The sequence below is a fragment of the Micromonospora sp. NPDC049049 genome (genome assembly GCF_040649115.1).
Taxonomy (GTDB): domain Bacteria; phylum Actinomycetota; class Actinomycetes; order Mycobacteriales; family Micromonosporaceae; genus Micromonospora.
Genome location: NZ_JBEZEX010000006.1, coordinates 124,578 through 151,116, shown reverse-complemented (window position 1 = coordinate 151,116; position 26,539 = coordinate 124,578). Strand labels below are relative to the sequence as shown.

23 protein-coding genes are annotated in these 26,539 nt (G+C 71.9%); 13 read left to right on the top strand and 10 right to left on the bottom strand.

The window, feature by feature from the left end; genetic code table 11:
• Positions 1-205: 205 nt before the first annotated feature.
• Positions 206-2,458: an adenylate/guanylate cyclase domain-containing protein gene (locus AB0B68_RS09265; protein WP_357203378.1), complete on the bottom strand. Its 2,253-nt coding sequence runs from the start codon at positions 2,456-2,458 to the stop codon at positions 206-208.
• Between the two features lie 194 nt (positions 2,459-2,652).
• Here AB0B68_RS09265 and AB0B68_RS09260 point away from each other — a divergent pair, with 194 nt between their 5' ends.
• From AB0B68_RS09260 to AB0B68_RS09240, 5 genes are all read left to right on the top strand, one after another.
• A complete protein-coding gene (locus AB0B68_RS09260; RefSeq protein WP_357203375.1) occupies positions 2,653-5,550 on the top strand; it encodes an AAA family ATPase in 2,898 nt (965 codons plus the stop codon).
• A 143-nt stretch (positions 5,551-5,693) separates the two neighbouring features.
• Positions 5,694-6,464, top strand: a complete 771-nt coding sequence (locus AB0B68_RS09255; RefSeq protein WP_355007439.1) for a DUF5995 family protein — start codon at positions 5,694-5,696, stop codon at positions 6,462-6,464.
• Between the two features lie 386 nt (positions 6,465-6,850).
• Positions 6,851-7,240 carry a hypothetical protein gene (locus AB0B68_RS09250; protein WP_357258843.1) on the top strand — a complete coding sequence of 130 codons (390 nt, stop codon included), beginning with the start codon at positions 6,851-6,853 and terminating at the stop codon, positions 7,238-7,240.
• Positions 7,241-7,327: 87 nt separating this feature from the next.
• Positions 7,328-9,424 carry an amino acid transporter gene (locus AB0B68_RS09245; RefSeq protein WP_357203369.1) on the top strand — a complete coding sequence of 699 codons (2,097 nt, stop codon included), beginning with the start codon at positions 7,328-7,330 and terminating at the stop codon, positions 9,422-9,424.
• 174 nt (positions 9,425-9,598) lie between these two features.
• Positions 9,599-11,086: a hypothetical protein gene (locus AB0B68_RS09240; RefSeq protein ID WP_357258840.1), complete on the top strand. Its 1,488-nt coding sequence runs from the start codon at positions 9,599-9,601 to the stop codon at positions 11,084-11,086.
• Positions 11,087-11,297: 211 nt separating this feature from the next.
• Here AB0B68_RS09240 and AB0B68_RS09235 read toward each other — a convergent pair whose 3' ends face one another.
• From AB0B68_RS09235 to AB0B68_RS09225, 3 genes are all read right to left on the bottom strand, one after another.
• The gene (locus tag AB0B68_RS09235) at positions 11,298-12,257 is read right to left on the bottom strand and encodes a TIGR03557 family F420-dependent LLM class oxidoreductase (RefSeq protein ID WP_357203364.1); all 960 of its coding nucleotides are present in this window, start codon (positions 12,255-12,257) and stop codon (positions 11,298-11,300) included.
• A 161-nt stretch (positions 12,258-12,418) separates the two neighbouring features.
• Complete coding sequence (locus AB0B68_RS09230; protein ID WP_357258837.1) at positions 12,419-12,799, bottom strand: hypothetical protein; 381 nt, start codon at positions 12,797-12,799, stop codon at positions 12,419-12,421.
• Positions 12,800-12,847: 48 nt separating this feature from the next.
• Complete coding sequence (locus AB0B68_RS09225; protein ID WP_357258834.1) at positions 12,848-13,054, bottom strand: hypothetical protein; 207 nt, start codon at positions 13,052-13,054, stop codon at positions 12,848-12,850.
• A 253-nt stretch (positions 13,055-13,307) separates the two neighbouring features.
• Between AB0B68_RS09225 and AB0B68_RS09220 the strand changes: the two genes are divergently transcribed.
• Positions 13,308-14,135, top strand: a complete 828-nt coding sequence (locus tag AB0B68_RS09220; protein WP_357203358.1) for a hypothetical protein — start codon at positions 13,308-13,310, stop codon at positions 14,133-14,135.
• Between the two features lie 12 nt (positions 14,136-14,147).
• Here AB0B68_RS09220 and AB0B68_RS09215 read toward each other — a convergent pair whose 3' ends face one another.
• The 3 genes from AB0B68_RS09215 to AB0B68_RS09205 form a co-directional block, all read right to left on the bottom strand.
• The gene (locus AB0B68_RS09215) at positions 14,148-15,356 is read right to left on the bottom strand and encodes a low temperature requirement protein A (protein WP_357203355.1); all 1,209 of its coding nucleotides are present in this window, start codon (positions 15,354-15,356) and stop codon (positions 14,148-14,150) included.
• A 127-nt stretch (positions 15,357-15,483) separates the two neighbouring features.
• Entirely contained in the window at positions 15,484-16,440 is a 957-nt protein-coding gene (locus tag AB0B68_RS09210; RefSeq protein WP_357203352.1) for a 5'-3' exonuclease, read from the bottom strand.
• A gap of 58 nt (positions 16,441-16,498) precedes the next feature.
• Positions 16,499-16,726, bottom strand: coding sequence for a hypothetical protein (locus tag AB0B68_RS09205; protein WP_355007449.1), 228 nt, complete (start codon positions 16,724-16,726; stop codon positions 16,499-16,501).
• Positions 16,727-17,039: 313 nt separating this feature from the next.
• Between AB0B68_RS09205 and AB0B68_RS09200 the strand changes: the two genes are divergently transcribed.
• Positions 17,040-17,927 carry a winged helix-turn-helix transcriptional regulator gene (locus AB0B68_RS09200; protein ID WP_357258831.1) on the top strand — a complete coding sequence of 296 codons (888 nt, stop codon included), beginning with the start codon at positions 17,040-17,042 and terminating at the stop codon, positions 17,925-17,927.
• Between the two features lie 60 nt (positions 17,928-17,987).
• Here AB0B68_RS09200 and AB0B68_RS09195 read toward each other — a convergent pair whose 3' ends face one another.
• On the bottom strand, positions 17,988-19,355 hold the full coding sequence (locus AB0B68_RS09195; RefSeq protein WP_357258828.1) for a glycosyl hydrolase family 18 protein: 1,368 nt from the start codon (positions 19,353-19,355) through the stop codon (positions 17,988-17,990).
• A gap of 203 nt (positions 19,356-19,558) precedes the next feature.
• Here AB0B68_RS09195 and AB0B68_RS09190 point away from each other — a divergent pair, with 203 nt between their 5' ends.
• The 3 genes from AB0B68_RS09190 to AB0B68_RS09180 all read left to right on the top strand — a co-directional run bounded on the left by AB0B68_RS09190 (position 19,559) and on the right by AB0B68_RS09180 (position 22,421).
• Positions 19,559-20,668 carry a Xaa-Pro peptidase family protein gene (locus tag AB0B68_RS09190; protein ID WP_357258824.1) on the top strand — a complete coding sequence of 370 codons (1,110 nt, stop codon included), beginning with the start codon at positions 19,559-19,561 and terminating at the stop codon, positions 20,666-20,668.
• Positions 20,665-21,807: an acyl-CoA dehydrogenase family protein gene (locus AB0B68_RS09185; protein ID WP_357258821.1), complete on the top strand. Its 1,143-nt coding sequence runs from the start codon at positions 20,665-20,667 to the stop codon at positions 21,805-21,807. The genes AB0B68_RS09190 and AB0B68_RS09185 overlap by 4 nt, the downstream gene beginning before the upstream one ends.
• Positions 21,808-21,914: 107 nt before the next feature.
• Entirely contained in the window at positions 21,915-22,421 is a 507-nt protein-coding gene (locus AB0B68_RS09180; protein WP_354973887.1) for an Lrp/AsnC family transcriptional regulator, read from the top strand.
• Here the strand turns inward: AB0B68_RS09180 and AB0B68_RS09175 are convergent.
• Positions 22,351-22,962, bottom strand: coding sequence for a histidine phosphatase family protein (locus AB0B68_RS09175; RefSeq protein ID WP_357203336.1), 612 nt, complete (start codon positions 22,960-22,962; stop codon positions 22,351-22,353). The two genes, AB0B68_RS09180 and AB0B68_RS09175, sit on opposite strands and share 71 nt — an antisense overlap.
• A gap of 156 nt (positions 22,963-23,118) precedes the next feature.
• Between AB0B68_RS09175 and AB0B68_RS09170 the strand changes: the two genes are divergently transcribed.
• Positions 23,119-23,313, top strand: coding sequence for a CsbD family protein (locus AB0B68_RS09170; RefSeq protein ID WP_088989634.1), 195 nt, complete (start codon positions 23,119-23,121; stop codon positions 23,311-23,313).
• A gap of 334 nt (positions 23,314-23,647) precedes the next feature.
• Positions 23,648-24,577 (top strand): polysaccharide deacetylase family protein, encoded by a 930-nt coding sequence (locus AB0B68_RS09165; RefSeq protein ID WP_357208147.1) that lies wholly within the window; start codon positions 23,648-23,650, stop codon positions 24,575-24,577.
• A 23-nt stretch (positions 24,578-24,600) separates the two neighbouring features.
• Here AB0B68_RS09165 and AB0B68_RS09160 read toward each other — a convergent pair whose 3' ends face one another.
• Positions 24,601-25,761, bottom strand: coding sequence for a low temperature requirement protein A (locus AB0B68_RS09160; RefSeq protein WP_357258818.1), 1,161 nt, complete (start codon positions 25,759-25,761; stop codon positions 24,601-24,603).
• A gap of 168 nt (positions 25,762-25,929) precedes the next feature.
• Here AB0B68_RS09160 and AB0B68_RS09155 point away from each other — a divergent pair, with 168 nt between their 5' ends.
• A complete protein-coding gene (locus AB0B68_RS09155) occupies positions 25,930-26,499 on the top strand; it encodes an RNA polymerase sigma factor (protein WP_357258814.1) in 570 nt (189 codons plus the stop codon).
• The last annotated feature ends 40 nt before the right edge of the window (positions 26,500-26,539 follow it).

Here is a 26,539-nt window from a genome sequence, read left to right as displayed (position 1 = left end):
GGACAGCAAGTGCAAGATCGCCGGCCGCAACCGTCGATCATGGAGTTGTGGTGCCGGACTTCTTGGTCTTCGGGGCATTTGTCACCCACCACAACTCCATGATCGACGGGGCGGGGCGGGGCGGGGCGGGGCGGGGCGGGGCGCGGGCAGGGCGGGGCCGGGCAGGGCGAGGCGTGGGCTCGGGCGGGGCTGAGGGTGGGGGTGGTTAGGCGGAGGCGGGTAGGTCGTCCAGGGGGCGGATCAACTGTGGGCGGGGTGCTGCCCGTGCTACGCCCGGCGGAGTGCCGGCGTCCGCGAATGTCCACTGTGTGGCCGAACTCGCTGGCGTGGGGCGGATCGGGGTTGCGGGCCGTCCGACGTCCCGGAATCGGTCACCGCTCGCGCGACGCCGAGGTCGGGACGCCGCAGCGGCCGGCGTCGGCGGTACGTCGCCCGCCGAGGCGACGGCTCGGAGCTGGCGTGAGCCCGCCGTACGGTTGGTGGCGGGACCCGACGCGGCGGGTCGGGTGGCCATCGTCGGGGTGGGGCTGCCTCGCCTCAGCGGGGTCGGGCCGGTGGCACCGCCCGCCCCTGCCGAGGCCAGCGACGCGAAGACGTCGTCGAGGCGGCCGGTCCGAGCGCCAACGGTGTCGAGGCGCACGATCTGCGCGCTCCTCGCCGGCGAGCCGTTGGGCGCACCAGCGAGCGAGTCGGGCGGGCCGGCGTCCCGGTGCACCGTGTCGAGGTGCGGCACGGCGGCGGTCCGGCGTTGGAAGACGGCCCGCAGGGCGCGGGGCAACCGTTCGACGGCTACCTGGCGCAGCGCGGGAGCGGCGAACGCGTACCCGTCGACGTGGTGGGGGAGCAGCAGCCCTGCGGTGACCAGCTCGCGGAGCGCGGGCGCGGACCGGCCGGGTGTCCAGCCGAGTGCCCGGTCCACGGCCGCCCCGGAGATCAGACCACCGAGGGTGCCGGCGGCCATCAGCACCGCCCGCCGCTCACCGTCGAGGTGGTCCAGCTCCGCGCCGACGGCCCGGCGTACGGCCTCGGGCAGCGGGAGCGCCGCCGGGTCGGCACCGTCCACCAGCGACGTGACGTACGCCGCCGCGTGCCCGGGGCGGCCGCCCACCAGCGGCAGCAGCCGGTCGACCAGGGCCACCGGCTGTCCGGCCCGGGTGAGCAGGTGGCGCAGCAGCCGTCCGGACTGCACAGTGGCCAGGGGTCCGATCGTCATCTGGCGGGCCGGGCCGGGCCGGGTGTCGGTCCACTGCGGCTGGTGCACTGTGAGCAGGGCCAGCGGCAGCTCACGCTCCGTCGCCGCGTCGTACAACGCGTGCAGGAAGCGGCTCACCGCGGGCGCGGCCCGGTCCAGGTCGTCGACGGCCACGATCAGCGGCTGGTGGGCGGCCAGCCGCAGCAGGACCTCGCGGCAGATCGCCGCGCCGGTGAGGGCGGTGGCCGAGCCGTCCGGGGTGGTCAGCATCCGCTGGAGCGCCGGAACCGCAGTGGCCACCCGGGTCGGCGGAAAGAGCGGGGTCAGGGCGGCGACGAGCCGGTCGTGGACCGCCGCCGGGCCGTCGCTGTGTCGAATCCCGGCGAGGCCGCGGAGCAGGTGCGCGACCGGCGCCAACACCTGGTCGGGGTACGGCTGGCAGGTCGCCACGCACCAGCGGACCGGCAGTCCGTCCACCGTGGTCAGCCCACGGGTCAGCTCGTGCAGCAGCCGGCTGCGGCCACTGCCGGTGGGGCCGACCAGTGAGATCCAGCGTGGTGTCCGGTTTCGGATGGCCGAGCCCAACTGGTCGCGGATGGTGGCCAGCTCGCGGCGTCGACCGATCAACGGGCCGTCGTGCCGGTCGGCGCCGGGGCGAACCGGACCGATGGCGTGCCAGACCGGCACCGGCGACACCCGGCCGGCGACGGGCGTCGGCGTCAGCTGACGCTGGGTGATCAGGCCGGCGGTGGCGCGGGCGGTGGCCGCGCAGAGTGCGACGGCGCCGGGCGCGGCGTACTCCTGCAGGCGGGCCGCTGTGGTGATCACCGCCCCGCTGGCCAGACCGTGCCCGCCGGTGACGGCGTCGCCCAGGTCGACCACCACCTCGCCGGTGGCGACGCCGACCCGGACGCGCAGCCTGATGCCGTCGACCATGGGCCGTCGGTCCAGCGCGGCCTGGATCTCGAGCCCGGCGCGAACCGCCCGGTACGCGTCGAAGCCGTCGGAGTGCCGGGCGCCGAAGAGCGCCATCACGGCGTCGCCGATGTACTTCTCCACCACCCCGTGCCAGCGGTGCAGCACACCGGCGACGGTGTCGAAGTAGGCCCGCTGCAACGCTCGGACGTCCTCGGGGTCGAGCCGGTCCACCAGGGCCGTGGATCCGACGATGTCCGCGAAGAGGACGGTGACGACGCGCCTCTCCTGGGGTACCGGCCAGAGCGGGGTGACGGTCCGCTGCGTGTCGACGATGATGCTGGTGGTCATGGGTGTCGCACCGGCCTCTCTCCCCGCTGTTGCCTGATCACCTCCGGAGATTGGCATTACTGGGCCGACGGGGGATCTGCCGAACGACGTATGTCGGCCACCTGCAACCTTTAGTCGCAAAGTCGACGCGAGGAGTACCAGAACCGGTGGGCGGCCGTAGAACGGTGTGGGGCCCTGTGATTAGGCTGCGTGGCATGGCCAGCGATGTGGACACCGCACCGCTCGTGGGCCGGGCCGAGCTGGTGCAGACGGTTCGGTCCGCGTTGCTCGGTGAGGCCGCGCACGGGCAGACCGCAGCGGTCTTCCTGACCGGCGAGAGCGGTGTGGGAAAGACCCGGCTGTTGGGCGAGATCGGTGACCGCCTGCGGGAGCGGGGCGCCGTGGTGCTCACCGGCAGCTGCCTGGACATCGGCGACGCCTCTCCATTGCACCCGCTGTTGCAGGCGCTGCGCCGGTTCGACGCCGAGGTGTCCACCTCACCCGCCCGTACCTCCTCGGCGGTGCGGGGGCTGTTGCAGATGTTCGCCGACGAGACCGCCAGCCCGGACGGTGCCGGCGCGTTGCTGGAGCGGGTCTCCCGTGGCCTGCACCTGATCGCCGAGGGTCGCCCGCTGGTGCTGATCCTCGACGACCTCCAGTGGGTCGACCGCAGCACCCGGCAGCTCCTGCTCTACCTGCTCGCCGGCCTGGGTGATCTTCAGTTGTCGGTGCTGGCGGCGGTGCGCGCCGAGTCGTTGCAGGGCGCTCACCCGCTGCGCCGGGTGCTCACCGAGCTGCGTCGGCTCCGCACGGTGCGGGTGCTCGACCTGGCACCGCTGGGCCGGGCCGACACCGAGACGCTCGCCGCCGCGGTGGTCGGCCGGACGCTGAGCGCCGACGCGGCCGAGCAGGTGTGGCAGCGCAGCGGCGGCAACCCGTTCGTCATCGAGGAACTGGCCCGGGATCTGCGCGACGGCCGCGACGGGCTGTCCGAGACGCTGCGGGAGATCTTCCTCGACCGGGTCGACGCGCTGCCCCAGCACGCGCACGCCGTGGTGCACGCGGTGGCCGCCGGGGTCGAACCGGTGCAGCACTGGCTGCTGGCCGAGGTGCTGCGGATGCCGGAGGACGAGCTGATCGCCGCGGCCCGGGCCGCGGTGGCGCACCGGCTGCTGGTCGGCGCCGACGAGGGCTACCGGCTGCGGCACCGCCTCGTGGCCGAGGTGCTGGCGCACGAGCTGCTGCCGGCTGAACGCTCCGGGCTGCACCGCCGCTACGCCGAGGCGCTGACCACCGCGCCGGGTGAGTTGCACCAGGCCCGGCTGGCGCACCACTGGCGGCTGGCCGGCGAGCCGGCGCGCGCCCTGCCGGCGGCGGTGGCAGCCGCTCAGGAGGCCGAGCGGCTGCACGGTTACGCCGAGGCGCACCGGCACTGGTCGGCGGCGTTGCAGTTGGCCGCCGAGCCGGGCCCGCTGACGGTGGACCGGGTCGAGTTGCTCGAGAACGCCGCCGAGGCGGCCCACCACTGTGGGGAGCACGCCCGCGCGTTGGCCCTGCTGGAGGAGCTGGCCGCGCTGCGGGGTGGCGAGCCGAGCTGCGCGCTGCACATCCGCCGCGCCCGCTACCTGGCCGCCGCCGGTCGCTCCGCGCTGGCCGAGGAGGAGTACCAGCGGGCGCTGAAGGCGGCGGACTGCTCCCCTCGGGACCGGGCCAGCGCCGCCGCCCGCCTGGCCGAGCTGCTGCTGCACCTGGGTCGCTACGCCGACGCCGGTGAGCGGGCCCGCGAGGCGCTGGCGTTGGCCGAGAACGTGGCGGGCTCGGCCACCGAGGTGGTGCTGGCCAGTTCGGCGTTGGGCTTCAGCGACGCCTGCCTGGAAGACCCGGACGCTGGTCTGGCGGTCATGCGCGACGCCCTCGACACCGCCGAGCGTGCCGGTCAGCCCGAGGACGTGGCCTGCGCGTACCTGCACCTGGCGGAGTTGCTGACCGGGCCGCTGAACGTCCTCGAAGAAGGCGTGGTGGTGGCCCGGCGGGGCGCCGAACGGGTGACCGAGCTGGGCCTGGGCCGCACCTGGGGCACCCGGCTGCTGGCCATCGCCATCAACGGGCTGTTCCGGGTGGGCCAGTGGGCCGAGGCGGAGAAGGTGGTGGCTGCGGCCCTGCGGCACCGACCGTCCGGTGCGGACGCCGTCGAGCTGCTGTTGGCCCGGTGCCGGCTGTCGGTGGGCTACGGCGACATCGAGGCCGCCGGCCGGGACCTCGACGCGGTGGCGACCCTGCTCGCCGGCGGCGGGGCGCGACACGTCATTCCGCTGCTCACCCTGCGCTCCGGGCTGGCCATGTGGGAGGGCCGGCACGACGTGGCGCGGCAGGCGGTGCAGCGCGGCCTGACCGAGAGCCGTTCCGACGACGTGATGATCCTCTCCGCGCTGGTCTGGCACGGCCTGCGCGCCGAGGCTGAGGCGCACGCCAGCCGCACCGTGGAGGTGGACCCGACGGCGGTCCGCCGGCTGCGCGACGTGGCCGAGAGGGTGGCCCGCAAGAGCGCCGGTGCCGCCCGGCCGGTGCGTTCGGTGGTGCAGGGCTTCCTGGCGCTGTGCGCCGCCGAGGTCAGCCGCCTCGACGGCAGCGATCCGGAGCTGTGGGCCGCGTCGGCGGCCGAGTGGGATCGGCGCAATCATCCCTATCCGGCGGCGTACTCGCGCCTGCGCCAGGCCGAGGCGCTGCTGGCTCGGCGCAGCCGGGTGGCCACCGCCGGCAAGCTCCTGCGGGAGGCGTACCGGGTGGCGCAGGGGTTGGGCGCGGTGCCACTGACCTCGGAGATCCGCGAGTTGGCCGGGCGGGCCCGGGTGTCGCTGGACGAGCGCGACAGCATCAGCGGTGCGCGCGGCGTCCCGGTCGAGGCGTCCGACGACGAGTTGGCGGCGCTCACCGCCCGGGAGCGGGAAGTGCTCGCCCTGGTCGCCGAGGGATTGACCAACAGGGAGATCGGGCAGCGGCTGTTCATCAGCGAGCGGACCATCGGGGTGCACGTGTCGCACATCTTCGACAAGCTCCAGGTCCGTACCCGCGTGCAGGCCAGCGCGATCCAGTTGCGCAACCAACGGGGCTGACCGACTCCACAGTGCGTACGTATCCCGGCGCGTGTGCGCGCCGGGATACGTCGTTCTACTGATCCGGTGGCCGGGTGTCGGCTGAGAGGCTGGGCCGCGTCGACGACGGCACGGGGGATGCCGCCGACCACAATGGAGGAGAAATGATCGAACCGGTCTGGGGGCCCGTGCACCGGGACATCGTCGACCTGCTCGCCGATCATCCCGCGGACGTGCCGGCCGTGGTCGATCATCTGACCAAGCTTCAGGACATGCTGGTCCGGTTGCCACCGTTGGAAGCCAGTTGTCCGCTGGCCGACTTCAACAGGCTCTATCTGACAATCACCAGCAGCGTGCTGGACGGGCTGTACGACGACCGCTTCGTCGACCCGGTCTTCCTCTCCCGGCTCGACGTCGAGTTCGCCGCCCGGTACTTCGACGCGATGCGGCTGTGGACCGACTCCAGCCCCGGCACCCCGAAGGCGTGGTCGTGCCTCTTCGAGCGGATGCGGGGGCCGGATGCCCGGCCGCTGCCGTCGGCGGCGGCCGGGGTGAACGCGCACATCAACTTCGACCTGCCGTTCGCCCTGGTGACCACGTTCGATCACCTGGAGTCGGAGCCGGTCGACGGCAGCGACCAGCACCACGACTACCTCGAGATCAACAAAATCTTCGCGGACAAGATCCCCGGCCTGCGCCGGGGCTACCTGGAGCGGTGGCAGCTGCTCATCGACATGCTCAACGGCGACATCGACGACTGGTACCAGGGGGAACTGGTCGAGTACACCCGCGATGTCGCCTGGCGTAACGCGCAGAAGATCTGGCGGTGCCGGCACGATCCGGACGCCCGAGAGTGTGAGCGCACACGGCTGGACGACAACGCCGCGGCGCTCGGCCGGTTGCTGCTGTCGCCCCTCGGGGCGTTCCTGCAGTAGCCGGGACGGGGGGCCTCCGCGCTCCGCCCCGTGGGGGGCGGCGGAGCGCGGAGGCGCGTCCCACCAGTTCCACCCCGTGTGGCCGCCCGAGGTCGGGTCGGTCACTCAGGGGACAGCCGGTCGGCCCCGGGGGGTGTCGACCGTCTGCCGCCGTCGGCCGGCCCGGGGGGGTCGGCCGGCGGTGGGGGAACGCCGGGCGGGAGTCGCGTCGACGGCCAGCGGATCCGGGGGTGTCGGCGGGCTCGGATCGGGTACGCCCGCGCCATGACCGTCCTGGCCCGGCGTCGGCCCGCCGCCCGCCCCCGGCCCGCGCGTCCCGGCCCGCTGCGGCCGGGTGGCCCGGTGTCGAAACCCACCGCTCGGCCCGGCGCCCGATGACCGGCGTCGTGGCCCGGTTTCCGTTCCGCTTCGATCCGGTGTTCCGCCCGGTGCTGGCGCTGCTCGGGGTCCGCCCGGCGACGGCCTGGGTCGCCGTCACCGAACGGGACCTGATGATCCGGTACGGGCCGTGGCGGCTGCGGACCGACCGGGGCAACGTCACCGCCGTCGAGCTGAGCGGACCGTACCGCTGGTGGCGGGCGATCGGCCCGCACCTGTCGCTGGCCGACGGCGGCGCGACCTTCGGCAGCAGCGTGGCCGGTGGGATCTGCCTGCGCTTCGGCGTGCCGGTGGCGGCGCTGGTGCCCGGGGGACGGCCCCGGCACCCGGCGGCCACTGTCACCGTCGCCGACCCACCCGCGCTGGCCCGGCTGCTCGCCGTCGCGGACCTGTCCTGAGCAGGCCGAACAGGTACCCGGTTCCGCCGATCGGACGCCGGGGCACCGCCTACCGTCAGATCAGGACCTGTGAGGGTGGGACTGGCGATGGGTGACGAGCACCGGGCAAAACCACGGCGCTGGAGCGGGCGCCGACACGCGCCGAGCGGGCCGGACCCGGCGCTGCGGGCAGCCCGCGATCCGGCCCGCCCACATCGGGGTGGCCGGCAGGGCGTCGTGGTGCCCGAACGCGTGGCCACACCGGCCCGCTCGGCGCCGCCGGCCAGCCCGCTGCGCCGGTGGCTCTTCCAGCACCAGGTGCAGCCGCCCGGCCCCGAGGCGACCGAGGGGCAGAACCGTCGGCACGCCTGGTGGCAGGTGATGTGCCTGACCGGCGTGGACTACTTCTCCACGCTGTCGTACCTGCCGGGCATCGCGGCGGTGGCGGCCGGGGCGCTCTCCCCGCTGGCGACCTTGTTGATCGTCGTGCTCACCCTGTCCGGCATGCTGCCGATGTACCGGCGGGTGGCCCACGAGAGCCCGCACGGTCAGGGTTCGGTGGCGATGTTGGAGCGGTTGTTGCCGTTCTGGCGGGGCAAGATCTTCGTCCTCGTGCTGCTCGGCTTCGTGGCCACCTCCTGGATCATCACGATCACCCTCTCCTCGGCCGACGCCACCGTGCACCTGCTGGAGAACCCGTACCTGCCGGACGTCCTGCACGGTTCCGTGGTGCCGGTCGTGGTGACGGTGGCGCTGCTGCTCATCCTCGGCGGGGTGTTCCTGCTCGGGTTCCGCGAGGCGGTGGTGGTGGCCATCCCGCTGGTTGCGGTCTTCCTGGTGCTCAACGCGGTGATCGTCGTGGTCGCGGTGGGTCGGATCGTCGAGGACCCGGGCATCGTGTCGAACTGGACGGCCGCGGTGACGGCGACCGGTGGCGGACCGGGCCAGGTGCTGCTCACCGCCGTGTTGGCATTCCCGCTGCTGGTGCTGGGGTTGTCCGGTTTCGAGACCGGGGTCAGCATGATGCCCCTGGTGGCGGCCGACGGCCCGGACAAGCAGGCCCGGCTCGCCGCGCGGATCCGCAACACGCGCCGGCTGCTCACCACCGCCGCGTTGATCATGTCGGTGTACCTGATCTCGACGACCTTCGTGACCACGGCGCTCATTCCGCAGGAGGAGTTCCGGCCGGGCGGCGGCGCGAACGGGCGGGCGCTGGCGTTCCTGGCGCACGCCTACCTGGGGGAGGTGTTCGGCACCGTCTACGACGTGAGCAGCGTGCTCATCCTCTGGTTCGCCGGCGCCTCGGCGATGGCCGGGCTGATCAACATCGTGCCCCGCTACCTGCCGTCCTATGGCATGGCCCCGGAGTGGGCGCGGGCGGTACGCCCCGTGGTGATCGTCTACACCGTCGTCAGCGTCGCCATCACGATCGCCTTCCGCGCCGACGTCAACGCTCAGGCCGGGGCGTACGCCACCGGGATCCTGGCGATGATGGTCTCCGGGGCGGTGGCGGTGACCATCTCCGCGGCCCGTCACCACCGGCGGGGTTCCGCGATCGGCTTCACGGTGCTGACCCTGGTGCTGCTGTACGCGCTGCTGGAGAACGTCATCGAACAGCCGGACGGCATCACGATCTCCGCGCTGTTCATCCTCGGCATCATCGTGGTCTCGTTGGTCTCCCGGGTCACCCGGACCACCGAGCTGCGCGCCGAGCGAATCGAGTTCGACGAGGCGGCCCGTCGGTTCATCAGCGAGTCGCTGGCGCACGACGGGCAGCTGCACCTGATCGCCAACAAGCGGCAGAAGGGGTCGGTGAAGGAGTACACGCTCAAGGAGCGGGCGCAGCGCGGGATGAATCCGGTGCCCGGGGCCGCGGACGTGTTGTTCCTGGAGATCGATGTGGTCGATCCGTCGGAGTTCAGTCAGGTGTTGCGCGTGCACGGCATCGAGGTGGGCGGCTTCCGGGTGCTGCGGGCCGACAGCCCGGCCGCGCCGAACGCGATCGCCGCGATCCTGCTGGCCCTGCGGGACGCCACCGGGGTCCGGCCGCACGCGCACTTCGAGTGGTCGGAGGGCAGCCCGATCGCGCACCTGGCGCGCTACCTCATCCTGGGCCGGGGGGACACCCCGCCGGTGGTGCGAGAGATCATCCGCCGGACCGAACGGGACCCGCTGCGTCGACCCGGCATCCACGTCGGCGGGTGACACTGATGCCGCTCTGACAGCTTTGAAGATGAAAGAGGGCACTATTCACGTTCACGCCTTCCTGTCCGTATTGCGGACCTATCGTGACGTTTGGTAGCCGGCGAACCCGTCGAGCCCCCCGCGCCCGAATCGGCGCGCGGTCACGTCACGTACGCAGGAAGGTAGGCACCGTTGATGTCCACGTACCGAGAGGGAGACCGCGCGACTCAACCCAGACGGCGGTCCCGATGGTTCTTAGCCAGCGGCTTGCTGGCGGGGAGCTTGGTCGTGGGAGCGGCCGGAGCGGCCGCCGCCGCCGACCGCGCCGTCGCCCTCCCCGGTCTGGCTCGGCTGACCCCGGCAGCCGACGACGACCGCCGCACCGGCGACCGGCCCGACCCGGACGCCGAGCGGGCCCGTCCCACCACCCCCGGCACCGGCAAGCGAGGAGTGGTGTCGGTGCCGTGCGACGCCGCGAAGCTGGTGGCGGCGCTGGTCACGGCCAACGCCGAGGGCGGCGGCGAACTCCGCCTCGCGCCCAAGTGCCGCTACACCCTCACCGAGGCGTTCCACGAGACCGACCAGTACGACGGCGGGATCCGGGACGCCCGGGAGGCCGCCGACGCCGCGGAAACCCCCGGTGACGCCGACGCGCCGCCGCACAACCCGGCCGACGACACCGCCGGCCTGCCGGTGATCTACCAGGCGATCACGATCGACGGCGCGGGCGCGACCATCTCCCGGGCCGCCCAGGCCGCCGCGTTCCGCTTCTTCACCGTCCGCGATGGCGGCGAGCTGACCCTGCGCGACGTGGAACTGCACAACGGCCGATCGGCCATCGAGGGCGGCAGCGTGCACGTGGTGCACGGCGCCACCGCGGTGGTGGAACGGGTCACCGTCACGCAGAGCACCTCGCTGTCGCCCGAGGGGGGCGGCGGCGGCATCTTCAACGACGGCAACATGGTGGTCACCGACTCCACGTTCGTCGGCAACAGCGCCTCCGGCGCCGCGGGCAAGGGCGGGGGCCTGCTCAACGGCGGCGTACTGACGCTGAAGCGCTCGGAGTTCCACCGCAACAGCGCCAACGCCTACGGCGGCGGGCTGGGCAACTACCGTGGTGCCGCCGACGTGGAGAGCGTCTCCTTCACCCAGAACAGCGCCGTCCAGGGTGGCGGGCTGGCCAGCTTCTCGGCCCGGACGAAGGTCTCCGACACCGAGCTGCTGAACAACACCGCGCAGGTCGGCGGCGGTGCCGCCAACTCCGACGCGGTGCTGGTGATGCGCACGATGACCATCCGCGGCAACACGTCCACAGTCAACGGGGGCGGTGTCTCGACGGTGAAGGGCCTGACGCCGATCGACGACAGCGTGATCGACGGCAACACCACCCACGGCTTCGGAGCCGGCATCTACGCCGAGAAGGCGAACCTGCTGGTCCGCGGCAGTGACGTGACCCGTAACGAGGCGGTCGGCGCCGCGTCCCAGGGCGGAGGCATCTACGCCAACGCGGGCTCGGTGGCGATCTACACCAGCAAGGTCACCCACAACGCGTCGACGGTGAAGCCCGGCGGCATCTTCGGCATGCACGCCCAGGTCAAGATCGACGATGAGAGCGTGGTGGTCGAGAACGAACCGACCAACTGCGAGGGCAGCCAGGTGCCGATCGCACACTGCTTCCGCTGAGCGTCGACCCGCGCACCATCCCGAGCGCGTTCATCCCGAGTGCACCGCCCGTCCGGACGGATCGTCCGGACGGGCGGTGCTCCGTCACGTGACGCCTCGGCCTCCCCGACCGCTGAACCCGGTGGCCACCGACGCCGCCGCGATCAGGTGTCGAGACGGAGGGTTCGGCGTCGTCACGGGGTTAGCCCCTCGCGCGCAGGGTCACGGCGCGTCAACCCATCGCGCGCAGGCGGCCGGAGAGGTCGCCGGCGAAGAAGTCGAGGAAGCCGTCCGGGTCCGGGCCGGCGTTCTGTAGGACGATGTGGTCGAAGCCGGCCTCGACGTACGACCGGACCTTGGCGACGTGGGGCTCGGGGTCCGGGCCGATGGCGAAGAGCTGCCGGATGTGCTTCTCCTCGACGTACGCGCTGGCCGCGTCGAAGTTGACCGGGTTCGGCAGTTCGCTCATCACCTTCCAACCGGTGACCATCCATCGGCTCGTCTGCAACACCGCCTGCACCGCCTGTTGCTCGTCGGTGGCCCAGGCCAGTGGCACCTCGGCGTAGCGCGGGCCCGAACCCTTGGCGCGTCGGTAGTGTTCGACGATCGACGCGTCCGGCTCGGTGGCGAACAGGCCGTCGCCCAACTCGGCGGCGAGCCGCGCCGACACCTCACCGCTCGCCGCCACCGCGATCACGGGCAGGGTGTCCGGCAGATCGAAGATGCGGGCGTCCTCCAGTTGCAGGTGCCGGCCCTCGTACGACTGGTAGCCGCCCTGCCAGAGCAGCCGGATGATCTCCAGCGCCTCGCGTAGTCGCTCGTGTCGCCCTCGAACGCTGGGGAAGCCCTGCCCGACCACGTGCTCGTTGAGCCGCTCGCCGGCGCCCACTCCGAGGGTGAACCGGCCGTCGGAGATCAGCGCCATGGTCGCTGCGGCCTGCGCGATGATCGCCGGGTGGTAGCGAACGGTCGGGCAGGTGACCCCGGTGGCCAGGCGCAGGGTGCTGGTCCTGGCCGCGATGGCGCCGAGCACGCTCCAGGTGAACGACGAGTGCCCCTGCGCGTCCAGCCACGGGTGGAAGTGGTCGCTCATCTCGACGAAGTCGAAGCCGGCCCGTTCGGCAAGGACGGCCTGGCGGATGATTTCCTGCGGGCCGTACCCCTCTGTCGCCAGCTTGTAGCCGATCTGCATGCCCACACTCCCGATCCCGTTCGCTGACTGAGGCACCGGCCGTTCCCGGCCCCGGCGTGGACAAACGCCGCAGGGCCGCAAACCAGCCTCCTAGGATGCCTTAGGCGGTGTGCGGTGGGCGACCGCGAGCACCGAGCACCGCCTCCAGCCACCGCACGCCATCAGCGCACCAGCAGATCGATGACGCCCGTCAGGTCCTCCTCACCACCTCCCTCCGCCAGGCGGCGACGCATCAGGTCGAAGTAGGGGCGGAGCAGTTCAGGGCTGACGCCCTGCTGCTCGGCGGTGCGCAGAAAGGTCGGCGTGCCCGCCACCTGCATGGCGAGAGGGGAGACGACACCGTCGGTGTAGTTCCCGCTGCGCAGTTGGTAGGCGGTCTGCCGAACCGTCGGGATCATCGCGACGAGCCAGTCGGCGAGCAGGGGGGCGAGCGCCGTCGGGTCGATGTCCTCCCGACGGATCAGGGCGAATGCGTGCGCGGTCCCGGCTACGGGAGATTGAGGCGGGCTAGTGGTGTTGCGCGATCTCGCCGAAAACTGCACCGGCCCGCGCCCCCACTGCGGGGGCACGGGCCGGTCTACGTCTGTTGCCTACTTGGAAGGCTCGGGCAGCTTGCAGTCGACCTTCGGGTTGGCGCCGATGTAGTTCAACGGCCCGGCCACGATGGTGACCAGGATGGTGCCGGCCTCGGCGCAGTTGGTGTCGTCGCCGCTGTAGTAACCGCGCTGGCCACCGGCGATGGCGCCGATCACCAACCAGATCACGACGATGACTCCGAGAATCGAGCTGCCGCGCATCGCTGCCTCCTGAGGTATGTGGTGGATCTGAGGTGCAGCCGTTGTACCCAATCAGGTCGCGCGGCTAACGGTTGCGTGCTAGGACCCCCCGCCGGATCCCCCATCCGGCCGATGCCGTCCGCCGTTGTGTACCGCCCGGGCATCCGCCGCCCGCACCGGGTGGCACCTGTCGGCTATCGGATCGCCGACCGACCTCGCCGTCATCCGGGTGAGTGGACGTAGAACTGCCTCACGGCCCCGCCGAGGAGGACTCATGGACGCCCCGACACCGCCCCTCTACATCGACCGCCCCGAGGACGTCGCGGTCGCGGCCCGCGCGCTTGCTGGCGGCGCGATCGTCGCGGCGGCGTTCGCCAACTTCTACGCCATCGTGACGCGCCCCGACGCGGCCACCGTACGCCTGGTCAACCTGGCCAAGGGTCGACCGGCCCACCAGGTCGGCAGCATCACCACGGCGATCGGCCGGATCCCCGGGATGTTCGACTGGACGCGGATATCGCCGCGGTTGCCGGTCGGTCGGGTGCGGGCGCTGATGGACGCCCTGTACGGGGCCGGGCCGTTCGGCTTCCGTGGGCCGGCCGCCGACCGGCTTCCCGACCACCTCACGCAGATCGACCAGGGGATGCGGACCACCCAGGTGATCGCACCTGGGCTGACCTGCCCCTCCAACGCCTTCTTTGAGCGGGCGCTCGCCGAGACCGCGACGGATCACCTCTACATCACCTCGGCGAACCGCTCACGGCATCTCACCGGCGAGGCGGAGGAACCGGCGCACTGGAAGGCGGGCCACCTCGCCGCCGACTTCGCCCACCTCGACGATTTGGTGGTGCTGGTCCACCGGGACGAGGCAGCCGCCCGCGCCGCGTACCCGGGCTACCTCACCACCTCGGTCACCCTGCTCTCGTTCCACGCGCCGGAGGGTGACCTCGAAGAGCCGCCGGTGCTCACCGTGGACCGGCACGGATCGCTGCACGTGGACGACGTCCGCCGCGCCGCCGCGCCGCTCGGCCTCCAGGTGCGCCTGGCCGGAGGTGCCCGGGAACGACTGCAGGTCCGGGGGTACGCCGGGGCGCTGGTGTAGCTGGCAGGCGGCTCAGTGCGGCGGTGACGGGGCCTCCGGAGGCTTGCCGTGGCTACGCCGGAAGTCCGCGTAGGCCACCCCGCCCAGCACCAGCAGCCCGCCGAGGGACGCGAAGAGCGGCGGCACGTACAGCAGGGCGGGGGCGATGGTCAGCAGCGCCAGCACCCCACCGGGTCGGGACCACGACACCCGGCTGAACACCTCGTACTCGAACGAGGCCCGGCCGGCCAGGAACAGCGCCGGGCCGCCGAGGATCACCGCCAGCCAGGACGGCGGGGTCCGCCCGGTCGGCTCGTGCAGCACCAGGTGGAAGCCGGCCGCCGTGACGACCACGCCGGCGATCATCAGCAGATGGGTGTACGGCGCGCTGAAGAGGAACTTGCTGGGCGACTCGGCCGCCTTGATGGCGGTCGGCAGCAGCTCGCCGGACTTGTGCACGTAGATCCGCCAGAGCAGCAGCGTGGTCAGGAACGCCACCGCGAAGGCCTCGATGTTGTCGGCCTCGGTGTGCTCCATGCTGAACATGGTGCCGATCGTCAGGATGGCGTCGCCGAGCGCGATGATGAAGAACTGCTGGTAGCGCTCGGAGAGATGCTCCGCGGTGACGTTGCGTTGCTTCTCGGGCACCACCCCGAGACCGGGCACCGGGTACGCGAGTCGGAAGCCGAGGTAGTCGATGGCGAGCGCGATGGCCCAGCACACGATCCGGGCGTCTCCGCTGACGAATGCGCCGATGAGCCACGGGATCGCCGACACCACGAACCAGACGAAGATGCGGACCGCCCGACGCTGGGTCTGCGGTTCGCGGCGTACCGCCGGCATCAGGAACAGGCCACGCCCCAGGTGGATCGCCACGTACGTGCCGGCGAAGACGATCCCTCGACTGTTGAACGCCTCCGGGATGGCCGTGGTCATCAGCAGCGCGCCGAACATGACGGCGCTGATCAGCAGCTTGATCTCGGTGCGTTCGGGGTCGTACAGGTCGGTGACCAGGGTGGTGATCGCCCAGGTCCACCAGACGGCGGCCAGCATGATCAGTGCCTCGGCGGCCCGGTGCCAGTCGAGTCGTTCGGCCAGTCCCCGCGAGATGAGCGCCAGGGCGACCACGTACACCAGGTCGAAGAAGAGTTCGAGGAGGGTGACCCGGCGCGGGCCCTCCGGGTCGCGCACCGGCGGACCGCTGGCCTGTGGCGATCCGGGCTCCGACGCGGGGAGGTGCACGGGTTACTCCTGCGGAACCGCTCGACTCGATGGACCTGTCCGGCCCACCTTGACGGACGGTAACGAGCGGGGGAGCGCGGGAACCCGCGTTCACCCGCTCGTCCCCCAACCGGGTCGTGCCGGGCGGTTACCGCGCCTGCGGCGATGTCGACGGCTTTTCGCCGCCGCGCGGCGCGGCGAGGGCGTCGACCAGGCGGCGGGCCGAGCCGGCCAGGTTCCATCGTTGGGCGAGCTCGAGCAGCCGGTCCGGGTCGGCCGGCGCGCTCGGCAGCGCGGTGGGCAGCTCCGGCAGGGGCACGTCCAGGGCGACCCGGACCACCGTCGGCGCGACGCCCAGGTAGTCGCGGGCCGCGACCAGCTTGGCGCGCAGGCCCGGTGCGAAGGACGAGTCGGAGTCGTCGAGCGCGGCCAGGATGCCGGCGATGCTGCCGTACCGCTCGATCAGCCGGGCGGCGGTCTTGTCGCCGACGCCGGCCACCCCGGGCAACCCGTCACTCGGGTCGCCGCGCAGTGCGGCGAAGTCGGCGTACCGGTCGGCGGGCACGCCGTAGCGGGCCCGCACGGCGGCGTCGTCGCAGTCGTCGAGCTTGGCGACGCCGCGCCCGACGTAGAGCAGTCGGACCGGTCGGGCGTCGTCGACGAGTTGGAACAGGTCGCGGTCGCCGGAGACCACCTCGATCGGGCCGGGCTGGGTCACCGAGAGGGTGCCGAGCACGTCGTCCGCCTCGTAGCCGGTCGCACCGACAGCGGTGATGCCCACCGCGGTCAGCACCTCCAGGATCATCGGCACCTGCGGGGAGAGGGTGTCCGGAACGATCTCGCCGCCCTGCGGGGCGACCCGGTGCGCCTTGTACGACGGCAGCAGGTCGACCCGCCACGCCGGTCGCCAGTCGTAGTCCAGTGCGCAGATCATCCGGTCGGCGCCCCGCACCCGGATCAGGGTGGCGAGCATGTCGAGGAAGCCGCGCACCGCGTTGACCGGGGTGCCGTCCTCGGCCCTGGCGGCGGACTCCGGGATGCCGAAGTAGGCCCGGAAGTAGAGGCTGGCTGAGTCGATCAGCAGGATCGGGGGTCGGTGTGCCACGCCGGACAGCCTGGCACAACCGTCCGACGATCTGGGGTACGCCCGGCCGCTGGTGGTGTCAGCGTCGCTCGTCGGGCTGGTAGACGGTGTCCCGCCGGGCCAGGTGCTGCACGACGTAGCTGGTCACCAGCAGCAGGATCGCGACCACCACCTCGACCCAGGCCGCGATGCCGTCGGCGACGGTGACGCCGATGACGAGCAGGACCAGGCCGACGAGCGCGAGGACTCCGGCCCACAGTTGGCGGCGACGGCGGGTCGCCGCCCGGTTCGTCTGGTTCCCTGCCACGTCGGTCCTCCCGGTCAGGTCGCCCGCACGGGCGCCCGGTCCCAGGCTAGGGCGCAGGGGAGGCGCCGGCCCGGAAAACGACAGTGCGGGCTGGTACGCGGAGGCGGCCAGGACGGTGAGCGCGGTCAGCGGCAGTGCGACCGCGCCGACGGCCGACCGCCGACCCGACCTTGCTGGTCGTGCCGGCGGTCCACCAGCGCCAGAACCCCCCGGCCCGTTCGTCGACGTGCATGTCGCCGTCCCCCGTTCGCCGAGCCAGTGCGTTCCAATCTGGAACGTACTATAGTCGGAGTGGGAGCGACGGAGGTAGCGGGTGCGGCGAGAAGATCTTGCCGATGCGGACTGCGGCATCGCGCAGGCGCTCGGCGTACTGGGGGACTGGTGGACGTTCCTCATCGTGCGTGACGTCGCCGGCGGGACGACCCGTTTCGACGCGCTGCAACGGGAGTTGGGCGTCAGCCGTCGGGCGCTGACCGAGCGCCTCGGCGCGCTGGTCGAGCACGGTGTGCTGGAGCGCCGGCCGTACTCGCTGCACCCACCGCGGTACGACTACCTGCTCACCGGGAAGGGTGAGGGGCTGTTGCCGGTGCTGATCGCGTTGCAGGACTGGGGAACGAGGTACCTGATGGGTGACGGTGACGTGACCGCCACGGCGGACGCCGACTCGGCCGAGGCGCGCCGGGTGCGCGACCTGGTGGGTCGACGGTTGCCCGAGGTCGTCCTGCCCGCCGCTGACGGGCACCCGGTGGCGGTGACCGCGACGGACGGGTGGACGGTCCTCTACCTGTTCCCCGGGGCGTACGCGCCGGGGACGCAGGGCCATCCCCCCGGCTGGGCGGAGATTCCCGGCGCCCGGGGTTGCACACTGGAGTCGACCACCTACGCGAAGCGTCATCCGGACTTCGTGACCGCCGGTGTCCGGGTGTACGGGATCAGCACCCAGCGGCCCGATCAGCTCGCCGACTTCACCGCGTACGCCGAACTGCCGTTTCCGTTGCTGTCCGACCAGGACGGTCGGCTGGGAGCGGGGCTGCTGCTGCCGGTGTTCCGCGCGGGCGGGGTGACCCGGTTCAAGCGGCTGACCCTGCTGGTCGACCCGACGGCGGTGGTGCGGGCCGTGCAGTTCCCGGTCACCGACCCGGCCGGCTCGGTACAGGAGATGCTCGACCTGGTCGGTGAGCACGCCGGGGCCCCCGGCTGACGCCGACGCGTCGACCGGGGGCCCTACGAGCCAGGCTGGTCCGAGGACCTGCGGGCGGCGTCAGGCCGGGAGCGTCCAGCGCTGGTTGGCGCCGGCGAAGCAGTCCCAGATCTGCAGCCGGGCGCCGTCGGCGGAGGTGTTGTCGGTGACGTCGAGGCACTTGTTCGACTGCGGGTTGCGCAGCGTCCCGTTGGACTGGGCCTGCCAGACCTGGGCGCCGCTGCCGTTGCAGTCCCAGAGCTGGACCTTCGCGCCGTTGGCGGTGGATCCGCTGGTGATGTCGGCGCACTTGCCGAGGGCGCGCAGTGTGCTGTCGCTGGCCACGGTCCAGGTCTGCGCGTTGGTGCCGTTGCAGGTCCAGATCTGGATGGCGGCGCCGTTGGCGGTGCTGGCCGAGGCCACGTCGACGCACTTGCCGCCGATCCCGGTGATCTGACCGGTGCGTCCGGTCGGCGGCGGGGTGGTGCCGCCCATGATGGTGTCGTACATGGCGCTGAGCAGTGAGGTCGAGCCGCTGGTGTCCTGCGACAGCTCCCAGTTCATCACGCCGCCGGCGTTCGCGAGGGCCCACTGGGTCTTGCGCTTGACCGTGGGGATGCCGTTCCAGCACTGCTGCGATCCGTTGATGGTGGCGCAGTCCCGGTTGGCGTTCGCCGGGTCGAGCCCGACCAGGTACGAGTAGTTGTAGTAGACGGGGCGGCTGTAGAACGGGATGCCGAGGACGGCCTTGCTGGCCGGCAGGCCGCGGGCCTTCCATCCGTTGATGGCGTTGATCGACCAGTCGTAGTTGGCGTGCGGGCTGCCGCCGTCGTACGCCATGATGTTGAGCCAGTCGACCTGGTTGAACACGGCGGTCTGGACGCCCTGGACGCTGCCGCCCTCGCTGACCACGGCGGCGGTGAGCAGCTTGCCGCGGCTGTGCAGGGCGCTGCCGAGTTGCGTCATGAGCGCCGTGTAGTTGTTGGCCGAGGTGCCCGGGTCGGGGTACTCCCAGTCCATGTCGACGCCGTCGAGGTTGTACTGGTTGACGAAGTTGATCAGGTTGTTGACGAAGTTCGTGCGGCTGGTGGCGTTGGCGGCGAGCGCCTCGAAGGCGGAGTCGTTGCCGTCGTTCCAGCCGCCGACGGCGATGGAGACCTTGACGTTGTTGGCGTGCCCCTGCGAGACCAGCGAGGAGAGCCGGGCCCCGTCCACCCCTTGCAGGGTGCCGTTGCTGTTGGGCAGGACAAAGGCGTAGTTGATGTGGGTGAGCTTGTTGTACTGGATCGTGTTGATGTTGCCGGCCCAGGAGGGCATGTAGCCGACGCTCTTGAAGTTGTTCGGCAGCACCACTGCCTGCGCGGCGGTGGGAACGACGGTGAGGGTGGCGCCGGCGGTAGCCAGCGCGAGCAGGCCGGCGGCGAGGGCGCGGCGCAGTGGTGAGGACATCGGGGGCCTTCCCGTGGGCGGGGGACGACACCCGCCCGCGCAGGGTTGTCGCGGGCGGGCGGTGCGGGGGACGCAGTGACGGGTGGGCCTCGAGGCAGCCAAATCTTAAAGAGTGTTAACTGTCCGAGTCAATCAACGCCGATGGATTTCCGGCCATCCGGTGCCAATAGGGGGTTTGCCCAAACGACCGTTAAGCTGGCGGAGTGGGAATCGACGAGCTGTATCCGCCGGATCGGTTGATCGCCGCGCAGCGAGCGACGGCCGCCGCCGGCCTGGACGCACTGCTGCTCACACCCGGCTCTGACCTGCGGTATCTGACCGGGTACGACGCCCACGCGGGGGAGCGGCTGACCTGCCTGGTGCTGCCCGCCGAAGGTGAGCCGACGCTGGTCGTACCGAGGTTGGAACGTCCCGCGGCGGAGGCCGCCCCGAACACCGGCGTACGCATCGTCGACCACGTCGACGGCACCGACCCGTACCCCTTGGTCGTCGCCGCCCTCGACGGCCCGGTCGCGGCGGTCGGGCTCGCCGACCGGATGTGGGCCGAGCAGGTCCTCGGCCTGCGCGCGGCGCTGCCCGACGCCGCGCAACGGCTCGCCGGGGAGGTCCTGCGCGAGTTGCGGATCCGCAAGTCCCCGGCGGAGATCGCGGCGCTCGCCGAGGCCGGCGCGGCGATCGACGAGGTGCACCTGCGGATGGGCGAGTGGCTGCGCCCCGGTCGCACCGAGGTCGAGGTCGCCACCGACATCGCCGCGGCGATCCGGGCCGCCGGACACGTCACCGTCGACTTCGTCATCGTGGCGGCCGGACCCAACGGGGCCAGCCCGCACCACGGCACCTCCGACCGGCCGATCGGCGTCGGCGAGCCGGTGGTGGTCGACATCGGCGGCACGATGGCGTCGGGCTACCGCTCGGACTGCACCCGCACCTACCTGGCGGGCGGGTCGGCGCCGGCCGACTTCCTGGACTACTACGCCGTGCTGCGCGACGCCCAACGCGCCGCCGTCGAGGCGGTGCGGCCCGGGATCACCGCCGCGGCGGCCGACGCCGAGGCCCGCGCGCCGATCGTCGCCGCCGGCTACGGTCCCGCGTTCCTGCACCGCACCGGTCACGGCATCGGTCTGGACGGGCACGAGGAGCCGTACCTGGTGGCCGGCAACGACCGACCCCTCGACGCCGGCATGGCGTTCTCCATCGAACCAGGCATCTACCTGGCGGGCCGGCACGGCGCCCGCATCGAGGACATCGTCGTCTGCACAACGGACGGCGTGCAACGGCTCAACACCACCCCCACGGAGCTCATCGCGCTATGACTGTCGACCGGATCCTGCCCACCGACGAGGCCCACGACCTGCTGGGTCTCGCCACCGAGCTCGCCGACGGCGAGCTCGCGCCGAAGGCCGCGGCCTTCGAGGAACGCGCCGAGTTCCCCCGCGAGGTGCTGCGCACGCTGGGCCGCGCCGGCCTGCTCGGCCTGCCCTACCCCGAGGAGTACGGCGGCGCGGCGCAGCCGTACGAGGTGTACCTGCAGGTCCTGGAGATCCTGGCCAGCCGCTGGCTCGCTGTCGCCGAGGCGGTCAGCGTGCACACCCTGTCCTGCTACCCGGTGGCGGCGTTCGGCAGCGACGAGCAGCGCAAGCTGCTGCCGGACATGCTCGGCGGCGAGTTGCTGGGCGCGTACTGCCTCTCCGAGCCGCAGGGTGGCTCGGACGCGGCGGCGCTGACCACCCGGGCGGATCGCGACGGCGACGCGTACCTGGTCTCCGGCACCAAGGCGTGGATCACCCACGCCCACACCGCCGACTTCTACAACGTCTTCTGCCGCACCGGCGGGCCCGGTCCGAAGGGGATCTCCTGTCTGCTCGCCGACGCGGGCACGGCCGGCATCACCCCGCAGGCGGCCGAGCGAACGATGGGGCTGCGCGCCTCCCCGGTCGCGCAGATCGCCTTCGACGAGGCCCGGGTGCCGGCCGACCGGTTGATCGGCGGCGAGGGGATGGGCTTCACCATCGCGATGTCCGCGCTGGACTCCGGCCGGCTGGGCATCGCGGCGTGCGCGGTCGGGCTGGCCCAGGCCGCCCTGGACTACGCGGTCTCCTACGCCCGGGAGCGGCAGCAGTTCGGGCGTTCCATCATCGACTTCCAGGGGCTGGGGTTCCTCCTCGCCGACGCGGCCACCCAGATCTCCGCTGCCCGCGCGCTGACCCTGGCGGCGGCCCGTCTGCGCGACGCCGGCCGGCCGTACGCCATCGAGGCGGCCAAGGCGAAGCTGTTCGCCACCGACATGGCGATGCGGGCGACCACCGACGCGGTGCAGGTGCTCGGCGGTGCGGGTTACGTGGCCGACCACCCGGTGGAGCGGTACATGCGTGAGGCGAAGGTGTTGCAGATCGTGGAGGGCACCAACCAGATCCAGCGGATGGTGATCTCCCGGGCACTGGCCAAGGGCTGACAACGGTACGTGGTGGTGGGGCTGCGGTGGGTGCGTCACGGCCCACCGCGGTCCGCCACTCGGGTACCTCGTCGCCGTGCGACCGTTTTCCCGGTAGGTTGCACGCCGTGGAGGAGATCGACCGCGCTATCGTCGCCGCGCTGACCGCCGACGGCCGTCTGTCGTACACCGACCTGGCCGAGCGGGTGGGGCTGTCGGTGTCCGCCGTGCATCAGCGGGTCCGTCGGCTGGAGCAGCGCGGGGTGATCAAGGGGTACGCGGCCCGGGTGTCGTTCGAGGCGCTGGACCTGCCGCTCACCGCGTTCGTGGCGATCCGGCCGTTCGATCCGTCGCAGCCGGACGACGCCCCGGAGCGGCTGGCCCACCTGCCGGAGATCGACTCCTGCTATTCGGTGGCGGGGGAGGACTTCTACCTGCTGCTGGTGCGGGTGGCCAGCCCCACCGACCTGGAGCGGGTGCTCCAGGAGATCCGCACCTCGGCGAACGTCACGACCCGGACGACAGTGGTGTTGTCCACGCCGTACGAGAACCGGCCGCCGAAGATCAGCGCTGCGGCGCCGAGTCGGTCGCGGTCCCGGGTGCCGGAGGAGCCGGCTGGTTCCACCGCAGGATGACCTGCCGGCCGTGTTCGTGACCGAGCGCGCTGACAGTGGCGGTGTCCAGGCGTAGCCGCCCACCGGCGGACGGGGGCAGGCCGATCCAGCGGGCACCGAGCACCCGCAGGCTGTGCGCGTGCCCGACCAGCGCCACGGTGCCGCGGTCGAGCAGCGGGGTGACGCGGGCCAGCACCCGGTCCAGCCGTTCGCCCACCTCTGCGGGGGACTCCCCGCCGGGGCAGCCGTCGGTCCAGATGTTCCAGTGCGGATCGTCGTCGTGGATGTCGACTGTGGTGCGACCCTCGTACTCGCCGTAGTTCCACTCGCTGAGGTTCTCGTCGACGGCGTCGACGGTGAGCCCGGCCAGCTGCGCGGTGCGCAGCGCCCGGGAGCGGGGGCTGGTCAGCACTGTGACGAAGCGCCGGCCGGCCAGGAACGCGGCCAGGGTGCGGGCCTGTCGCTCGCCGTCGGGGGTCAGCTCCAGGTCGGTGTACGAGGTGTGCCGCAGGCTGGCGCTCCAGGTGGTCTCGCCGTGCCGGATCAGCAGGAGCTCTCCCATCCGGTCAGTTAACCATCGTGGGTCGGTGCCGACAGCTGACCTCCCACTACCTATCTTCCTAGGATGCTCTAGCGGGTGTGCCGACCGGCACCGCCGGTTTCGGCACCCGGAGACCGGGCAAGCGAGCCAGGACAACCGCCAGACCGAGGAGGCGCGATGAGCTTCACCGAGAAGGCAAAGAACAAGGTTGAGCAGATGGCCGGCGCCGCGAGGGAGCGCGTCGGCGACATGACCGACAACGAGCGGATGCGTGGCGAGGGCGCCAGCCAGCAGAGCGACGCGCGCGCCAAGCAGGCCGGTCAGAACGTTAAGGACGCTGGCCGCAACGTGAAGGACTCCTTCACGAAGTGACCTGAACGGTCCACGGGTCCCCGGGCGCACCGTCGCCCGGGGACCCGTGGCGCTGCGGTCCCTGTCTTGGCTCCCCTGCTCCGTCGATCATGGAGTTGTGGTGGGGGACCAAGCACCCTTGCCTGCCCAAACCCGGCACCACAACCCCATGATCGACGCTCCCAGGGCCTTCCCGCCTCGCCGATCTGGCACTTTCTGTTGCGGTATTTGGGGCATCCCGCTCAATCCGACGACCGCAAGTGCAAGATCGGCGAGGCAGGGGCGGGCGAGCCGGGGGCGGGTCGGGGTGCGGGCGGGGCAGTGAGGGTGGCTCGCGTTTGGGATGATCGACGGCGTGATTCGGGGTCGACTTCGTCCGTTGTGGTGTGGCGTACTCGCGGCGGTGGCCGTTGTCGGCGGTGCCGCGTGTACGGCGTCCCGGGTGCCGCCGCCGGACCGGCCCGTCTTCGTCGGGTCGTCGGCCTCGTCCACCCCTGCCGGTGCCTCTTCGGCGGTGCCGTCGACGGGTGCTACTTCGGAGGTGCCGTCGGCCAGCGTCTCGTCGCCGCCGGTGGTGGTTGCCACGGTGCCGGGCGCGACGCCCATCGGGACCAGGGCGCGGGTGGTGGATCACGGGCCGCGCAGCGGCGCCAAGGTCGCGCTGACCTTCGACGCGGACATGACCGACGGGATGTTGGCCAGCCTGCGGGCCGGCCGGGTGAAGTCCTACGCGAACCTGCGCATCCTCGACCTGCTGGAGCGGGAGCAGGTGCCGGCGACGTTCTTCCTGACCGGCAAGTGGGTGCAGCGGTATCCGGACGTGACGCGGCGGATCGCCGGCAACCCGCGCTTCGAGTTGGCCAACCACACCTACGGGCACGCGGCGTTCACGGCGGACTGTTACGACCTGCCCCGGTTGCCGGTCGACGAGCTGGCCGGCGATGTGGCGAAGACGTTCGAGGTGATCGCGCCGTATGGCGGTCGGCAGACCCGGTACTTCCGGTTTCCCGGGTTGTGCCACGACGCGGCGGCGTTGGACGCGCTGGCGCCGCTGGGCGTGACAGTGGTCGACGGGGACGTGGTCAGTGGCGATCCGTTCGCGACGGCGTGGAAGCCGTTGGTACGGGCGGTGTTGGACCACGTTCGCCCCGGCTCGGTGGTGATCATGCATGTGACCGAGGCGAACGCGGCCATGACCGATGAGGCGTTGCCGCACATCCTGGCCGGGCTGCGTGAGCGAGGGCTGGTGCCGGCGCCGTTGTCCGAGGTGCTGGCCGGCGGCTGAGGCGACCGAGGCAGCTAGGAGCATCACGCGCGTTCCGGGTCGACCCGTGCATTCTCGTCGTCGCCGCGGGTGGACCGTCGGGCGTCATATGCCAGCATCAGCACCAGGATGGCGATGGTGGTGACGAGCTGGACGGTCGCTGGCAGGGTGACGCCGATGGCGACGGTGGCCAGTGCCGCCGCCGCGGCGGCGAGTCGGGCCGGGGGGATGGGCAGGCGTAGGGCGCGGCGTACGGCGGCGATGCCGACGAGGTAGAGCGCGACGCCACCGCCGAGGGCGAGAGCGGCGCCGACCGTGGCCGGTTCGTCGGGTCCGGCGACGGCAGTGTGGAGACCGGCGACTGTCGCGATGACGCCGAGCAGCAGCAGGAAGTGCGGGAACACGTAGGTGCGGGCGGCCATCTGGCTGCGGGCGGCGGGGTCGGCGGCGGCCAGGGCCGCGGTGGCGGGTCGGGTGTCGGCGACGTAGGTCCACCCGACGGGTACGGCGAGGGCGAGCACGATCGCGGTGGCCGTTGCGGCGGTGAGCTGGTCGGCGGGTACGCCCATGCCGATGGTGACGACGGATTCGCCGAGGGCGATGATGACGAGCAGTCCGTGTCGTTCGACGAAGTGCCCGGGGCGCAGGTGAAAGGCCTCGGGTACGCCGGTCCAGGACAGGCGGCGGGGGAGCAGGTAGGGCAGGACGGACTGGGTGACGACGGCGGCGGCCCAGAGGGCGGGTACGGTGGGGCCGGTGAACGCGGCGGCAGCGAGGACGAGGAGCGCGGCGCCGATGTTGTAGGGGGCGAGTCGCAGTGCGCCGCTGCGGGCGTTGGTGTGCAGAAACAGGCTGAGGTGGACGGCGACGACGATGAGGTAGCCGACGGCGAAGAGCGCGCCGCCGCCGGTGAGGGCGTCGGGTAGGGCGACGGCGCTGATCAGGAAGCCTGCCATGCCGGCGAAGAGCAGCAGCCTGGTGGTGTTCTTTCGCGGGGGCAGGCGGTTGTTGAGCCAGGCGTAGCCGGTGTAGAGGTACCAGAGCAGGCCGAGGATCAGGGCGCTGCTGCCGAAACCGGCCCAGTTGAGGTGGGTTTCGAGGGCGTGGGCCAGTTGGGTGACGGTGAGGACGAAGACGACGTCGAAGAAGACCTCGTCGAGTGTGACCCGGTCGCCGGGGCCCGTGGCGGGCCGCGGGTGTCTCATGGTGGTGGACGGTAGTCGTCGGCGGTGTGTGGTGTTCCCGGGTTGAGGATTCCGTTGAGGGAGCGCCGTGGGTGGTTGTGGGCTGTGCCGGCAGTTGCTGGGGTCGAGCGTTGCGAGGTGGTTTTCGAGGGCTGTCACGGTTGGGGCCCCACCGGACATGGAGTGGGTGTGAGCTCCGGCATTGAGTACTACGAGGACCGCTTCCGGCGTGTCTATCTTGAGCACTTTGAGCCGTTGTTGGCGTACGCGCTGCGGCGCGTCGCGCATCCCGAGGACGGGGCCGACGTCGTCGCGGAGACCTTCCTGGTCGCCTGGCGGCGCAGGCATGACATTCCGGCCGACGGTGAAGCTCGGCTCTGGCTGTACGGCGTGGCCCGGCGGGTGTTGGCCAACCATCACCGGGGTGGGGTTCGCCGGCAGCGGTTGGGTGAGCGGTTACGTGAGCAGATCGCCGTCGTGGTGGCCGCCGATCCGGGCAGTGAGGTGCCTGAGCGGCTCGCTGTCCGGGCGGCGTTGGCGGGTCTGGGTGAGCTGGACCGCGAGGTGTTGATGCTCACCGTGTGGGAGGGCTTGCAGCCGCGAGAGGTGGCGGCGGTCCTGGGGGTGGGTCCCACAGTGGTGCGGACACGGCTGTCGCGGGCGCGAGCCAGGCTGCGCGAACTGGTCGGTGACGACCTCGGCCCGCCTGGACATGTACTCGACGTGCTGACCGCAGCGACCCGAAAGGACCAGAGATGACCGAGGAACACCTTGACCGGCTGGTTCGGGAAGCTGACCC

What these genes read in the sequence shown, in the direction of transcription:
- AB0B68_RS09265 (WP_357203378.1), bottom strand. Translation starts at nt 2,458, where the DNA reads ATGACCACCAGCATCATCGTCGACACGCAGCGGACCGTCACCCCGCTC.
- AB0B68_RS09260 (WP_357203375.1), top strand. Translation starts at nt 2,653, where the DNA reads ATGGCCAGCGATGTGGACACCGCACCGCTCGTGGGCCGGGCCGAGCTG.
- AB0B68_RS09255 (WP_355007439.1), top strand. Translation starts at nt 5,694, where the DNA reads ATGATCGAACCGGTCTGGGGGCCCGTGCACCGGGACATCGTCGACCTG.
- AB0B68_RS09245 (WP_357203369.1), top strand. Translation starts at nt 7,328, where the DNA reads ATGGGTGACGAGCACCGGGCAAAACCACGGCGCTGGAGCGGGCGCCGA.
- AB0B68_RS09240 (WP_357258840.1), top strand. Translation starts at nt 9,599, where the DNA reads ATGTCCACGTACCGAGAGGGAGACCGCGCGACTCAACCCAGACGGCGG.
- AB0B68_RS09235 (WP_357203364.1), bottom strand. Translation starts at nt 12,257, where the DNA reads ATGCAGATCGGCTACAAGCTGGCGACAGAGGGGTACGGCCCGCAGGAA.
- AB0B68_RS09225 (WP_357258834.1), bottom strand. Translation starts at nt 13,054, where the DNA reads ATGCGCGGCAGCTCGATTCTCGGAGTCATCGTCGTGATCTGGTTGGTG.
- AB0B68_RS09220 (WP_357203358.1), top strand. Translation starts at nt 13,308, where the DNA reads ATGGACGCCCCGACACCGCCCCTCTACATCGACCGCCCCGAGGACGTC.
- AB0B68_RS09195 (WP_357258828.1), bottom strand. Translation starts at nt 19,355, where the DNA reads ATGTCCTCACCACTGCGCCGCGCCCTCGCCGCCGGCCTGCTCGCGCTG.
- AB0B68_RS09185 (WP_357258821.1), top strand. Translation starts at nt 20,665, where the DNA reads ATGACTGTCGACCGGATCCTGCCCACCGACGAGGCCCACGACCTGCTG.
- AB0B68_RS09175 (WP_357203336.1), bottom strand. Translation starts at nt 22,962, where the DNA reads ATGGGAGAGCTCCTGCTGATCCGGCACGGCGAGACCACCTGGAGCGCC.
- AB0B68_RS09170 (WP_088989634.1), top strand. Translation starts at nt 23,119, where the DNA reads ATGAGCTTCACCGAGAAGGCAAAGAACAAGGTTGAGCAGATGGCCGGC.
- AB0B68_RS09160 (WP_357258818.1), bottom strand. Translation starts at nt 25,761, where the DNA reads ATGAGACACCCGCGGCCCGCCACGGGCCCCGGCGACCGGGTCACACTC.